The organism is Phycisphaerae bacterium (genome assembly GCA_024102815.1).
Taxonomy (GTDB): domain Bacteria; phylum Planctomycetota; class Phycisphaerae; order UBA1845; family UBA1845; genus JAGFJJ01.
On record JAGFJJ010000055.1, the window covers coordinates 1 to 14327 of the forward strand.

Here is a 14327-nt window from a genome sequence, read left to right on the forward strand (position 1 = left end):
TCTTGTCGTGCATGATAACATCCTTTATCATGCGCAACAGAAGCGATAGGGGACGCCCCGTCGCCGCTAGATCTTGGGCCAATGTTCGGCCACGTGGGATGAACAAGACGCGACTTCCGCTCGCTCCGCAGAGGATTGCGGGCTCCGGGCCAATCGAGGCGCCAGCAATCGTGCGCTTTGCAGGCAACAACGCTCGGTTCGCATACGACGAGTTCTTCGCCGGTGAAGAGAACTCGCACACCGAGCGTGCCTATCGGCATGCCGTGCACCGGTTCCTTCAGCACTGCGAATCGCTCGGCGTCGCGCTGCCCGAAGTGACGCCGGGAATCGTCAGCGACTATCTGAAGCGGCTCCAGGCTGAGGTCAAAACTCGTCGTGGACAGCCGCCGAAGTTCAAGCCCGCGTCGAAGCCGACGAAGAAGCTCCACCTGGCGGGCATCCGGAAGTTCTTCGACAAGCTCGTGGAGCGACATGCAGTGGTGCTGAACCCGGCCCTTTCCGTTCGTGGACCGAAGCACAGCATGACCGAGGGCAAGACGCCCGCTTTAACGGTTAAGCAGGCCCGCGGCGTGCTTGCGGGCATCGACACCCGCACGGCGGTTGGACTGCGCGACCGAGCCATTATTGGCGTGATGATTTACACTGCGGTCCGTGCCGGGGCCGTCGCCAAGCTCCGGCGGCGGGACTTCTACACCGACGGGCGGCAATCGGTCTTTCGCTTCGACGAGAAAGGCGGCAAGGTACGCGACATCCCGGCCCGACACGACCTTGAGGGCTTTATTCGCGAGTATCTGGCCGCCGCCGGTGGCGACCAAGGCGAGGACGCTCCCCTCTTCCGCTCTGCGATCGGACGGAGCGGCAAGATGAGCGACAACGGCATGAGTGAAAACGACGTGCTGCGCATGGTGAAACGCAGACTGAAGGCGGCAGGCTTACCGGCCGACCGCCTCACCTGCCATTCGTTCCGTGCGACGACGATTACCGATTTGCTTGACCAGGGTGTGCCGCTGGAGGATGTTCAGTTCCTAGCAGGCCATTCGGACCCGCGAACCACCCGGTTGTACGACCGCCGGAAAAAGCAGGTCACGAGGAATATCGTAGAGCGAATCTCGATTTAGCGAGCTGCTATGACCTTTACGATCGTAGATTCTGATTCAGCGAATTCGGCGCTTGGGGCGGCTTTTCGTTCACGACGATCTGGCCCCGAGCTTGACCTTATCGACCGCTTCCTCGATGAGCTCCCCTTCGCCGCACCGCGCGGTTGCCATGCGACGATTTTCCGCGAACCACGAATTGCATCCGGTTTCCCTGACTTAGTTATCGTCTACTGGAGTATTGCTGCCACTCGCGATTGGGTTAATGAGCGAAGCTCTCTCACGCGAGACGACATTCGCATCGCCCACTACCTTCATCACTGTGGCCCAAAGTCGAGTTCCGACATCCGCCACCTCGGGCAACGCAGCATCAAGTCAAATCTTGAACGACTTGAAGCAGCCCGATTGATTCGGCGATACGGCGATATTTGGCAGCTTCGTGCCCTTACAAAGATATTTGCAGCGCGTCGTATCATCGCTGTTGAAGCGAAGATCTCTGAGTGGTCTGTTGCTGTGAATCAAGCCCACCTCAACACATGGTTTGCATCGGATACTTTCGTATTAGTGCCGGAGGATGCTTCCACTGATCGCCTTCGTAAGGCGGCTAAACCGCTAGGCGTTCGAGTGTGTAGGCCGGGCAAGCCGGTCGAGTGCAATCGTCGCGCTTTTCCCAACCGCGTGCCCCGGTCATATGCGTCGTGGCTTTTTAACGAATGGGCTTGGCGTTCCGCCGAGGCCCCGCGAGGGACTCATCGGTGAATGTCAACAAGAACATCGATACCGCATGGCTCACCCAGCAGTTCCCCGACCTTTCAAACCTCGCTCCGCTAAGTGACGGAGGACAAAAGGTCGTATTCTCTGCGACGCATACGGCCGACGGGGAGGTCGTCTTGAAGTTACTTCGACCGGGAAATGACCTTGAGACGATTCGTCGTGAGCTCTTGGCCGTTTCGCAGTTAACTTCGGCAAAAGTACCGCCCATCCTCGCTACCGGCATCGCATCGTCCCAGGTCGGCGATTGGATCTGGTTTCGTGAAAAAAGAGTCCACGGCGATACCCTACGTGCTCGACTCGCAAATGGCGCTTTAGAACCGAAGACCGTCTTGCGCCTAGGGCGAGATATTCTCGCCTCTTTGCTGGCAGCCGAGCAGGCTCGGATCGTTCATCGAGATGTGAAACCGGAGAATATTATTTGCGACACGAATGGCGGCTACTGGCTAATCGACTTCGGCATTGCGCGGCATCTTAGTTTGCAATCGAATACAGCCACGGCGTTGGCGTGGGGAAAGTTCACGCTCGGTTACGCCCCGCCTGAGCAGACGCGAAACATCAAGGCCGAAATTGACTGTCGATGCGACCTTTTCGCCCTTGGCGTGACACTTTACGAATGCGCAACTGGCACAAACCCGTTTCGCCACGGCGCACGCACGGATTTGGAAATTGTCACGCGCGTTGAGACGCTCCCATTGCAGGCGGTTACTTTGCCGCTCGTAGACTCACGTGGATTCACAGACTTGGTAGTCAGCATGACACAGAAGCGACGAGACCATCGGCCACAGTCCGTACGCGAAGCCATCGACTGGATGAATGAGATATGCGATCAAGAGGGTATTTGAGGGAGTGGAGCTTTACCTGCATGTTGGCATGTTTACTGCCCATCGAGGCCGCCGATGGAGTGTCAGACGAGGTGACCGCCTAATGGAACTCTATCTTCAATTCGGCTACGGAATGATGGAACACTGCCGCCACTTGATTGAGGCATGGGGCGGCGGCACAGCCGTCCTTAGCCCGCGAGACCTGAACGCAGACCAGCTACTACGGCTTTCGACCGGCCTAACTGACCTCCCCGGCGGTCAGGTGCTATTGGATCCACAATTTTACGTCCCCCACTCCGACCATGAGCGGTTGTGTGAGCATGAATATTGGCCGGACAATTACTCCACGAATGCGTTTTGGCAGGGACCGGAACTCGCCAAGCTTATTGGCTGTCTGGCGGAACTCAACGAATCTCTTGCGACTGCCGCATTCATCTTGCCTGGAATGTTGGCCATATCAATTAACGATGACTGGCTGGAAACCCAAAGGGCGGTGCTTGAGGAAGCGGCAGCCACGGGTGGCAGTAAGCCGCGCTATGCCACCATTGCACTGGGAGCAGACGCGGCCAAGGATCAGAGCCAGGTCGCCTTGCTTTTGGAGCGATCTGAGAAGTGGGATGCTGCCGGGTACTACCTCGTCTGCGAGCATCCCAATGGACAGTATCTCGTTGATGATCCCAATTGGCTCGCAAATGTCCTCGACCTCGCGGCTGGATTCCGTCTACGCGGTGCAAAGGTAATCATCGGATACTGCAACCATCAAATGCTTGCCGCAGCCTGCGCGAAGACGGACGCGATTTGCTCGGGCACTTGGATGAATGTTCGCTCGTTTCCACCCGACAAGTTCCGGCAGGCCTTCGAAGAAGAGACACGGCAGCGGGCGACATGGTATTACTGCCCCCAAGCACTATCTGAATATAAGATACCGTATTTGGATATCGCTCACCGAATGCGGTTGCTAAATCGCATGGAGCCAATGGGTCGGTTTCGTAACGAGTATTCCGCTCCACTCTTTTCGGGACCACAGCCTTCTGCTGTCGGGTTCACGGAACAGTCGGCATTCCGACATTACCTTCACTGCCTGCGAATTCAATGCGAAGAGGCTTCGGCTGCGTCATTCGATGATGCCGTCACCGCACATGAGGCGAGTCTGAACGCTGCTGAAGCGTTGCTCGCGACGCTCTCGGCGGCTGGAATCAGGGGGCAGACACGGGACTTCACTGACATCGTGGACGTGAATCGGGCAGCACTTGTCGTACTGACTAGCACAAGAGCGCCCTTGCTCCGGCGAAAGTGGGCGACACTGTAACTCTAGCCGTCTCTAACGTGATTTGGAAGTTAGGCTCGCTATGGCAAAGAACAGCAAAGGCAACAACGGAGCCACAATTGGCTTCGAAGCAAAGCTCTGGCTTGCAGCCGACAAGCTCCGCAACAACATGGACGCAGCCGTTTATAAGCACGTCGTGCTCGGCCTCATCTTCCTGAAATACATCAGCGACGCATTCGAGGAGCGGCACAATCAGCTTCTCGCAGAGAAAGCCCAGGGGGCAGACCCGGAAGACCCCGACGAGTATCGCGGGAGCAATGTCTTCTGGGTTCCGAAACCTGCCCGCTGGAAACACCTTCAGGACAACGCCAAGCAGCCGACCATCGGCAAGCTCATCGACGACGCGATGGTCGCCATCGAACGCGACAACAAGTCGCTCAAGGGCGTGCTGCCGAAGGACTACGCCCGTCCCGACCTCGATAAGCAGCGGCTCGGCGAACTGATAGACCTCGTCGGCACGATTTCGATGGGAGACACCGAGAACCGCTCCAAGGACATCCTTGGCCGCGTGTACGAGTACTTCCTCTCCGAGTTCGCCAGTGCCGAAGGGAAGAAGGGCGGCCAGTTCTACACGCCGCGATGCGTCGTTCAGCTACTCGTCGAGATGCTCGCCCCGTACAAGGGCCGCGTGTACGACCCGTGCTGCGGCTCCGGCGGCATGTTCGTGCAGAGCGAGAAGTTCGTCGAAGCCCACGGCGGCCGCATCGGCGACATCAGCGTGTACGGCCAGGAGTCGAACCCGACGACGTGGCGGCTGGCGAAAATGAACCTCGCCCTTCGCGGCATCGACGGCAATCTCGGGGCCGAGCACGCCGACAGTTTTCACCGCGACTTGCACAAGGACCTGAAGGCTGATTACGTGCTCGCCAATCCCCCCTTCAACGACAGCGATTGGGGCGGCGACCGGCTTCGCGAAGACGTGCGATGGAAGTACGGCACGCCACCGACGGGCAACGCCAACTTCGGGTGGGTGCAGCACTTCATCCACCACTTATCCCCGACCGGCTTGGCGGGTTTCGTACTCGCCAACGGCAGTATGTCGAGCAACCAGTCCGGCGAAGGTGACATTCGCAAGACGATTGTCGAAGCCGACCTCGTCGATTGCATGGTCGCCTTGCCCGGCCAGCTTTTCTATTCGACGCAGATTCCGGTCTGCCTGTGGTTTCTCGCCCGCGACAAGCGGAACGGCCGCTTCCGTGACCGCCGCAGGCACACGCTCTTTATCGACGCCCGCAAGATGGGCACGCTCATTGACCGTGTGCATCGGGAACTCGCCGACGAAGACATCGCCCGCATCGCAGACACATATCACGCTTGGCGGGGCGACAAGAAAGCGGGCAAGTACGAGGACGTGCCGGGCTTCTGCAAATCGGCGACAGTGGACGAGATTGAGGCCCACGCATTCGTGCTCACGCCGAGCCGCTACGTTGGGGCCGAGGACATGGCGGACGATGATGAGCCATTTGCCGACAAGATGCAGCAACTCACGTCAACTTTGCGGGACCAGTTCGCCGAATCCGAAAAGCTCGAACACGCCATACGAGCCAACCTGGAGGAGCTCGGTTATGGTGGTTGAGCTACCTCGCGACTGGCAAGTACGGCCCGTCGAGGAGTGCATGGCCGCCATTATCGATTACCGCGGCAAATCTCCTGCGAAGACGACTTCCGGAATTCCGCTTATCACAGCGAAGGTCGTAAAAGGAGGCCGAATCCTCAATCCAGACGAGTTCATTGCCCCACAGGACTTTGACCAATGGATGCGGCGAGGGCTTCCACACGCAGGCGACGTGGTCATGACGACTGAGGCTCCACTCGGAGAGGTGGCTCAGCTCGACGGTCGCCGCGTTGCGTTGGCTCAGCGACTAATTACGCTCCGAGGACAACCGCACCTATTGGACAATACGTTTCTCAAGTTCACTCTCCAATCACGCTACGTTCAGGACCAACTGCGAAGTCGCTCTACAGGAACAACAGTCTTGGGAATCCGACAGAGCGAACTCCGCAAGGTCTGCCTACCCCTTCCGCCTCTTGACGAACAGCGGGCAATCGCCCACGTGCTCGGCACGCTAGACGATAAGATTGAACTGAATCGCCGGATGAACGAGACGCTGGAGGGAATTGCCCGAGCGATATTCAAGTCGTGGTTCGTGGACTTCGACCCCGTCCGAGCCAAGGCCGAAGGCCGCGACCCGGGCCTCCCCGAGCCCATCGCCGACCTGTTCCCTGCCGACTTGGACGGCGACGGGATTCCGAATGGTTGGACGCCCGCTCCACTTCCTGAACTCATTGACGTGAACCCACGACGAACGCTTCGCAGGAACGAACCCGCACCGTACCTCGATATGGCAAACATGCCGACCCGCGGACACATGCCGGACCAGTTGATTGACAGGCCCTTCGGCTCAGGGATGCGGTTCATCAACGGCGACACGTTGGTCGCGAGAATCACTCCGTGCCTTGAGAACGGCAAGACCGCTTGGGTCACGTTTCTGGCGGAGGGTCAGACCGCCTGGGGGTCAACTGAGTTCATCGTGCTGCGGCCCAAGCCCCCAATACCGCCGGTGTTCGCCTATTGCCTCGCTCGGAGCGAGGGGTTCCGGCAGTTTGCCATCCAGAAGATGACCGGCTCCAGCGGTCGCCAACGCGTTCCGTCAGAGTCCCTCTCGCGATTCATGCTCGCGAATCCGCCGCAAAGTGTCTTCACCGCGTTCGGACGTTTGGTTGAACCGCTCTTCACTCGTGCCACCGTGAACGCCATCTCCTCTCGAACGCTCGCGGCGATTCGCGACGCCTTGCTGCCAAAGCTACTTTCCGGCGAGATTCGCATCAACCATACCAACGAGGTGTTCTGATGGCAGGAGCCCGGGACTTGGCCGTCGCGTTAGCTGAGAAGTTTCTCCGTGAAGGCAGGTATGTATCGGCTGCCTTCCCACTGCAACAACGGGCGGCAGAAGGCATCGCCCCTGCGGTAACGCAGCAGGTAGACATTCCGGAGGAGGCAGGCTTCGAGGGTTTGTCTATTCAGTCGATAGGATACGCAGGCGACGACGATGTGGGCGAGGTGTTCATTTACGTAACAAAGGGCTCAAAAAAGGCGTTCGACGCCCTGCCAGATGACGTTGATGGCATACCAATCAATGTTGAACGGATGGGTAAGCTCTATGTTCGGCCCGAGGCTGCAATTTCTGCAACACATGCCGGACATGTCTTTCAGCGGGCAGGGCGAATTGCCTGTGGAAGCTCCTGCGCTCCGGCTGGAGAGCAATACTCGGGCACGCTCGGTGCGATTGTGCTTGACGCGGCGGCACAGCGGTACCTGCTCTCAAATAATCACGTTTTTTCCGCATGCAATCACATTCCGGTGGATATGCCCATCATGTCCCCCAGCGGTCCGGACGCCCGCCCAGGTGTGAGGGCTCCAACTGAGATTGGGCGGCACGCACGAATTGTCGAGCTACGAAGCGGCGACCCGTTTCTTGTGCAGGCTGTTCGAGAAGATGCAGCACTGGCTAAGGTCATTGACCCCAACCTTGTCTCGTCCTGGCAGGGAGACGCGACAACAGGATACGACACGCCGACCGTTGCCGCGGCACCGGTTGCCGGCCAGCAAGTGAAGAAAATCGGCAGGACTACCGCGTTCACGAGCGGAACCGTCGAGGCGTTGATTCCCACGCCGACGCCAATCCCATACAAGGCACGTCACTTTAATGCGACGGTGTGGGTGTCTGACGTGTGGACCGTTAAAGCCCTTGGCGGTGGTGTGTTTGCTCTGCCAGGGGATTCCGGAAGTCTCGTAATCCTTGACGACGAGACCGCCGCAATAGGCTTGCTGTTTGCCGCCAGCCCCAACGGAGAATACGGCTGGGTCGCTCCGATTGACCGAGTGCTCCAACAATTAGGTGGGCTCACTCTTGTTAATGGACATGGCGTGTAACCAATGGATGCCCAGACGGCCGCAAAATCGCTCAGCACGCATCTGCGTGGCCGGCCTTGGCTCACGACAGTGGGCGTTGGCAAGGAGAACGGGCGGGAGTGCTTGGTTGTTTATTCCTCGGTTGAGCCGAAGCGGGTGCGAGCGGAGGTTCCTAAGGCGTGGGAAGGACTAGAGGTCTTCGTAAAGAAAATGGGGTCGCCACGAATGCTGAGCCGCGAAGACCACGACCGGAGGGAGCCGTCGCGACTCTTTGATAAAGCACGGAACTACGTCGAACAAGAGGTGGAGCTGGCCGCTCTCGGTTGGTTTCAATCGCTCGGATACGGATTTCAACCCGGCCCCGACATCGCCCCCGAGGAGGTCGGGGCAGAGCGGGAAACATACGACCAAGTCGTGCTGGTTCGCAGGCTTCGCGATGCTGTGGCTCTGCTCAATCCCGCGGTGCCTCCGCAAGCCCAGGACGAGGCCGTGCGGAAAGTGCTACGACTGGAATCCCCTACCCTTATTGCGAACAATCGAGCCTTTCATCGCATGCTCGTGGACGGCGTCGAGGTTGAGTACGCGAGGGAAGACGGTTCCATCGCGGGCGACCGCGTGCGGCTTATTGATTTCGATGAGCCGGACAACAACGATTTCCTCGTTGTGAACCAATTCACGGTGGTCGAGGGACAGCACAACCGCCGCCCCGACGTGGTTGTGTTCGTGAACGGCCTTCCGCTCGGAATCATCGAGCTAAAGAACCCCGCCGATGAGAACGCGACGGTCTGGACGGCGTTCAACCAGCTTCAGACGTACAAGCTTCAGATTACCGCAATCTGTGCGTACAACGCCGTGCTCGTGGTTTCGGACGGCTTGGATGCTCGCGTTGGTTCGCTCACGGCGAATCGCGAGCGATTCATGCCGTGGAAGACGATTGAGGGGGAGGAACTCGCACCGACGAGCGTTCCACAACTCGAAGTTCTGATTCAGGGCTTGTTCGACAAGCGGCGATTTCTCGACTTCGTGCGGCACTTCATCGTTTTTGAGGAAGAGGCCGACGGGACAGTGAGCAAAAAGCTAGCCGGATACCACCAGTTCCATGCGGTCAATCGTGCGGTTGCCGCCACGACCGAAGCAGCAGGACCGAAGGGCGATAAGCGGTGCGGTGTCGTTTGGCACACGCAAGGTTCGGGTAAGAGCCTCACGATGGCGTTCTACGCCGGCCGCGTGATTCTCCATCCGGCGATGCAGAATCCGACGCTCGTTGTGCTCACGGACCGAAACGACCTCGACGACCAACTCTTCGGCACGTTCGCACGTTGCCATGAATTGCTCAGGCAGAAGCCTGTGCAGGCGAAGGACCGAACCGACCTTCGCTCGCTTCTCTCCGTTGCGGCCGGGGGGGTGGTCTTCACCACGATTCAGAAGTTCTTCCCCGAGGAGAAGGGCGACACCTATCCGCAGCTTTCCGACCGCCGAAACATCATCGTCATCGCCGACGAAGCCCACCGCAGCCAATACGATTTCATCGACGGCTTCGCTCGCCACATTCGTGACGCAATGCCGAAGGCGTCGTTCATCGGCTTCACGGGTACGCCGATTGAGCTCACCGATAAGAACACACGGGCCGTGTTCGGTGACTACATCAGCATCTATGACATTCAACGGGCCGTTCAGGACGGAGCGACGGTTCCCATCTACTACGAGAGTCGGCTTGCGAAGCTTGAGTTGAGCGAGGCGGAGAAGCCGCACCTTGACGAAGGCTTCGAGGAAGTGACGGAGGGCGAGGAGGAGGCCAAGAAAGAGAAGCTCAAGACGAAGTGGGCCGCATTGGAGGCCATCGTTGGGGCCGAGAGGCGAATCAACCTTATTGCGAGTGACCTTATCGAGCACTTCGACCGACGCTGCGAAGCGATGCGGGTGCACATCGGCATCGACGGAAAGGCACTCATTGTCTGCATGAGCCGCCGAATCTGCGTTGACCTGTACAACGCCATCGTGAAACTTCGCCCAGAATGGCATGACGCGGCAGATGACAAGGGAGCCATCAAAATCGTAATGACCGGCTCGGCCACCGACCCGCTCGACTGGCAGGACCACATTCGCAATAAGCCGCGACGGGAAGCACTTGGCAAGCGGTTCAAAAACGCGGCCGACCCGCTGAAAGTCGTCATCGTCCGCGATATGTGGCTCACCGGCTTCGATGCTCCATGCCTTCACACAATGTACGTGGATAAGCCGATGCGAGGCCACGGATTGATGCAGGCGATTGCCCGGGTCAACCGCGTATTCCGCGACAAGCCCGGTGGACTTGTCGTCGACTACCTTGGACTTGCCGACCAGTTGAAGCGTGCTCTTCGCGATTACACGGAGAGCGGCGGCAAGGGCGACACCGCTATCGACCAGCAAGAGGCTGTCGCCGTGATGCTGGAGAAATACGAAATCTGCTGCGACATGTTCCACGGGTTCAGTTGGGCGAATTGGACGACGGGAACACCCGCCGACCGATTGCGAATGCTGCCGCCGGCTCAGGAGCACATCCTTGAACAGAACGACGGGAAGGTTCGATTCCTGAAGGCAGTGTCGGACCTCTCCAAAGCATTCGCTCTCGCCGTCCCCCACCCCGAGGCGATTCGAATTCGCGACGACGTTGCCTTCTTTCAGGCAGTTCGAGCGGCGTTGGCGAAGACGACCATCGGGGGCGGCAAGACGCCGGAGGAGTTGGACGCCGCGATTCGGCAGCTTGTGTCGAAGGCCGTCTCATCGAATGAGGTTGTCGATATTTTCGCGACGGCTGGCCTTAAGAACCCGGATATCTCCATTCTCTCTGACGAGTTTCTCGCCGAGGTCCGCGAGCTTCCGCACCGCAACCTCGCGGTCGAGTTACTTCGGAAGCTTCTGAATGACGAAATAAAGACCCGCTCCAAGAAGAACTTGGTTCAGTCACGGTCGTTTGCCGACATGCTTGAGCGGTCGATTCGAGCCTATCAGAATCGAGCGATTGAAACCGCCCAGGTGATTGAGGAACTCATCGCCCTTGCGAAAGAAATGCGGGCAGCGAACAAACGCGGTGAGGAGGCGGGGCTCTCCGACGATGAGCTCGCATTCTACGATGCACTCGAAGTCAATGACAGTGCGGTAAAGGTGCTCGGGGACCAGACACTTCGCTTCATTGCCCGAGAGCTTGTTCAAATGGTTCGGCAAAATGTCACGATTGACTGGACGGTTAAAGAGACTGTTCGTGCGAAGCTCCGGTCGATGGTAAAGCGGATTCTCCGCAAATACGGCTATCCGCCGGACAAGCAGGAGAAGGCCACGCAAACCGTCTTGGAACAGGCGGAGCTTCTCTGTCATGATTGGGCGGGGCCCGCCTTATGATGAAGTTGCCTTCGTAAGATGCCGGGCAGTGGTCTACAACACCGAGCGCCACTTACTTTACGTGGCCTGCACACGCGCCCGCGATCACCTACTCATTGCTGGCGTAGAACCCGCGTCGGAGTTCCTCGACGACCTCAGCACGCCTGACTAGCCCTTAGGGTTGCCGCTATCCGATTGTGGGGTCAACTCAAGGATTCCGCCGCACATCCGACACCCCTCGGGCACGACTGGCACGAGAGAACGGCATTTCGGGCACCGGGTGAATCGAAGCTCTTGTTCCCCTTCGTCGGAACCTTGTTCGCTCTCCCCGCCCGCCTTTCCTTCGTCGAAGTCACTCATGCAATTTTCCTCTCCTCACGCTGCTTCACTCAGAATCCGACCGCCGATTGGCGCGAACGCATGCACGACTCTCCGCTTCAATTGAAGCGCTTGGACCGGCACCGCGTCAAATCCGGCCGTCTCCCGGACCCGATTCACGGCCCGCCAGATGTTCAAGAGCTGCCGTCTCACCGGTGCATACCGTTCGAATGGTACGGCCGCCAGAACAGCAGCCAAATTCTCGACCGAGCGGTGCGGAGCAAGCTCCAGGAGGTGCGCCTTGAGCTTCCGATACTCATCACGGTGGATACGAACCGACGGGTGCATCTTGCCATCGATGCCGCGTTTGATCGCGATGCTGTACCCCGCAAACCGAATCGCGTCGCGGCGGGCATCGCGAAAATGCGGCTCATCCTCAAAGAAGCGGTGTTTGCCGTGTGTCGCGAGTAGCACGAAAAAGCGTCCGTGCCGGAGGTAGTGCATGTTTGCAAGGCCTGCCTTCTTCCGCCTCGCACGCGCCCAGCGAGAGATGCCGATGCCGTAACGGTCGATAAGCTTCGCATCAACGGTCGCCGGATCTTTCCGTTCGGGAACACGTCCCGTGACGTAAAAGCAGTAGCCGTGCCCGAGGTACGAGACGGCTAGCTGCTGTACGAATCCGGCTTCACTAAGTGCGACACAACGATACGACATCACGCCCTCCGGTTACGCCCATCGCGGGCGAAGGGGTGGAGAATGTTCATGGGCACATTCTCCGAAAGCCCGCGAGAAATCCTTCAGCGGCATCGGCAGCCCGCATCCGCCATTTGCGGCGGCTCGGCTCCGCGGCCCAAACCTCGCGTGAAATCCTCCCCTCTCGCTGTCACCTTCCTTTCCCCGCTCGGCTCATGGGCAGCGGCGCCGACTGTCTTTCTCAGTTGGCCCCGCCGCAATACATGGCTGTTGCGGATGTAAACCCGACGCCAGACAGTCGGTACACCCCGACTGTCCGTCGTCATTCCGCTGTCAGAAGACGCCTCACGTCCCCGTGAAGTCTCTTTTGACCGCAGCACCTCTCCTGTCAGGAACCCGGCACTGAGCGATTCCTCGCTCGGTCCGAACGTCACGCTTGATGGCTAAAACCCGTCACCGCTTTCGTCGTCTCATTGCATCCGGCACCACCCGTTGATGCTCGAACGGCTGCAGCACTGCCTTGCACTGCTTCCGCACGGCTCCCGCCGTCTCCTACTTGCGGCACACTCCCAGACTGCGGCATTTGAAACACCTGAGTGACTGTCTCAGGCACCGGTTACCACACCGGCCGCCGCACTCCTTCCCCGGTTATCAAGAATCGTCGCACAGTTGTTCACGTCGCTAGAGGCTCTGGCCTCAGCAAGGCACGCTATGTCCGCAGCTCCCGCCGCGGCATAGTTTCCGCCCGCTCCGTTCAAGGAACGGACGATTTCAGGAGGTAAAAGACAGAAAGACCCCCTTACCCAGGCATGCCTTGTATTCACGGTTCGGCACCGTCTACAACTGCGCTCACCGGCAAGGCCTTGTCGGCCCTTTCATCGTTGAGCTATTCGCCGCCTCGCGTTTAACGAGGACGCCGGACAAAGTCACTTGTCCGATTCCAGGTGTCACCACCGTGGAAGCTCCCGACGCCGGCATGCGTTGAACGAACCTGACGGGACTTGCACCCGAATTGCCCGATAAGGGCTTTGGCCCGTTCCCCGCTGGGGGATTTGCACCGACTTCGATTCTTGCGGCCTCACGCGCATCGCGCCTGAGGTTTGTCCCGGTCGCCCTTCTTCCGAAGGGTCAGCCGATTGGATAGAAGCTGGAGATTACGCTCACGAGTGAGGATTACTTCCAGCAGCCTCCATTGAACCGGACAAGCCACTCTCATGGCATCCGGCTCGACGGGTCGATGCAGCGACGGGTGGTTAGCTCCGTCCCCTTAGCTCGGTTGGTAGCCGAGTTTGCCGGGTCGCATCGACCATCAAGTGACGTTGAAGGCACGCGATTACGTGTTCGACAACAACGAGACTCACCTGTCTCGCGCGCGGGAGGATGCCACAGTTTATTGAGAAAGGCACGATGATATGCGGTTGATTTGCTCGTTGTGATCCTGCTGTAACATTTCGCGACAGATGGGCACGCTCTGAAAGAACCCATACATACATGGCGCTACGCTGCAGACGAGGCCTTCATCCACCAGTCGTACAGTGGTTCTTTCGATCCAGGAGAATATCGAGCCAAACGGCCAATTCGTCGAATGGACTCTGCCACTTCCTCAGCCGATGCGTGCGCTGCCCAGGCGGCGACTACATCGCAGGTAGTGAGAACGTCAACACCGAGTGCAAGAGCACGTGCGCGAGCTTTTCGCTCATCGGTCATCAAGACGAGCCCTCGTTGCTTCGCGATCGCAAGCCCCATGGCCTCGCCGTCATCGAGGTCGGCCGCAAGTTCCACGTACAGATCGAACTCAGGCTCGCTTTCCGGCGACACGACTACTAGTCGCAGTTCAGCAATTACTTGTTCAATATTGATCGGCATGGGCTTTTCGTCGGGATGCGGTGCCGCGAGGTAGAGTGCCTCCCGTTTCACTGATTCCGGAATCGCCACAGATCCGCCGACGGCATTTAGTAAAGGGCCTGCCTGGCCGGACGCGTAGAAGTTGATGAAGCAACACGTATCAAGCACATGCTTGGACGGCAACG

At 58.7% G+C, this 14327-nt stretch carries 9 protein-coding genes; 7 read left to right on the top strand and 2 right to left on the bottom strand.

What is annotated here, in order from left to right; translation table 11 throughout:
• Positions 1-170 precede the first annotated feature (170 nt).
• From J5J06_13635 to J5J06_13665, 7 genes are all read left to right on the top strand, one after another.
• The gene (locus J5J06_13635; GenBank protein MCO6438130.1) at positions 171-1118 is read left to right on the top strand and encodes a tyrosine-type recombinase/integrase; all 948 of its coding nucleotides are present in this window, start codon (positions 171-173) and stop codon (positions 1116-1118) included.
• Between the two features lie 731 nt (positions 1119-1849).
• The gene (locus tag J5J06_13640; GenBank protein ID MCO6438131.1) at positions 1850-2710 is read left to right on the top strand and encodes a serine/threonine protein kinase; all 861 of its coding nucleotides are present in this window, start codon (positions 1850-1852) and stop codon (positions 2708-2710) included.
• Positions 2682-3998 (top strand): hypothetical protein, encoded by a 1317-nt coding sequence (locus J5J06_13645; GenBank protein ID MCO6438132.1) that lies wholly within the window; start codon positions 2682-2684, stop codon positions 3996-3998. Before J5J06_13640 ends, J5J06_13645 begins: the two co-directional genes overlap by 29 nt.
• Before the next feature lie 40 nt (positions 3999-4038).
• Positions 4039-5592, top strand: a complete 1554-nt coding sequence (locus J5J06_13650) for an SAM-dependent DNA methyltransferase (protein MCO6438133.1) — start codon at positions 4039-4041, stop codon at positions 5590-5592.
• Entirely contained in the window at positions 5582-6868 is a 1287-nt protein-coding gene (locus tag J5J06_13655) for a restriction endonuclease subunit S (protein ID MCO6438134.1), read from the top strand. The genes J5J06_13650 and J5J06_13655 overlap by 11 nt, the downstream gene beginning before the upstream one ends.
• The gene (locus J5J06_13660; protein ID MCO6438135.1) at positions 6868-7950 is read left to right on the top strand and encodes a hypothetical protein; all 1083 of its coding nucleotides are present in this window, start codon (positions 6868-6870) and stop codon (positions 7948-7950) included. The genes J5J06_13655 and J5J06_13660 overlap by 1 nt, the downstream gene beginning before the upstream one ends.
• A gap of 204 nt (positions 7951-8154) precedes the next feature.
• Positions 8155-11307: a type I restriction endonuclease subunit R gene (locus tag J5J06_13665; protein ID MCO6438136.1), complete on the top strand. Its 3153-nt coding sequence runs from the start codon at positions 8155-8157 to the stop codon at positions 11305-11307.
• Between the two features lie 354 nt (positions 11308-11661).
• On the opposite strand, the gene J5J06_13670 is transcribed toward J5J06_13665, so the two are convergent.
• Together J5J06_13670 and J5J06_13675 are read right to left on the bottom strand one after the other, a co-directional pair.
• Complete coding sequence (locus J5J06_13670) at positions 11662-12318, bottom strand: hypothetical protein (GenBank protein ID MCO6438137.1); 657 nt, start codon at positions 12316-12318, stop codon at positions 11662-11664.
• Between the two features lie 1476 nt (positions 12319-13794).
• Positions 13795-14325 (bottom strand): hypothetical protein, encoded by a 531-nt coding sequence (locus tag J5J06_13675; protein MCO6438138.1) that lies wholly within the window; start codon positions 14323-14325, stop codon positions 13795-13797.
• Positions 14326-14327 lie beyond the last annotated feature (2 nt).

Excerpts from the sequence above, each read along its gene's own strand:
- J5J06_13645 (MCO6438132.1), top strand. The coding sequence starts at position 2,682 with ATGAGATATGCGATCAAGAGGGTATTTGAGGGAGTGGAGCTTTACCTG.
- J5J06_13660 (MCO6438135.1), top strand. The coding sequence starts at position 6,868 with ATGGCAGGAGCCCGGGACTTGGCCGTCGCGTTAGCTGAGAAGTTTCTC.
- J5J06_13670 (MCO6438137.1), bottom strand. The coding sequence starts at position 12,318 with ATGTCGTATCGTTGTGTCGCACTTAGTGAAGCCGGATTCGTACAGCAG.
- J5J06_13650 (MCO6438133.1), top strand. The coding sequence starts at position 4,039 with ATGGCAAAGAACAGCAAAGGCAACAACGGAGCCACAATTGGCTTCGAA.
- J5J06_13665 (MCO6438136.1), top strand. The coding sequence starts at position 8,155 with ATGCTGAGCCGCGAAGACCACGACCGGAGGGAGCCGTCGCGACTCTTT.
- J5J06_13655 (MCO6438134.1), top strand. The coding sequence starts at position 5,582 with ATGGTGGTTGAGCTACCTCGCGACTGGCAAGTACGGCCCGTCGAGGAG.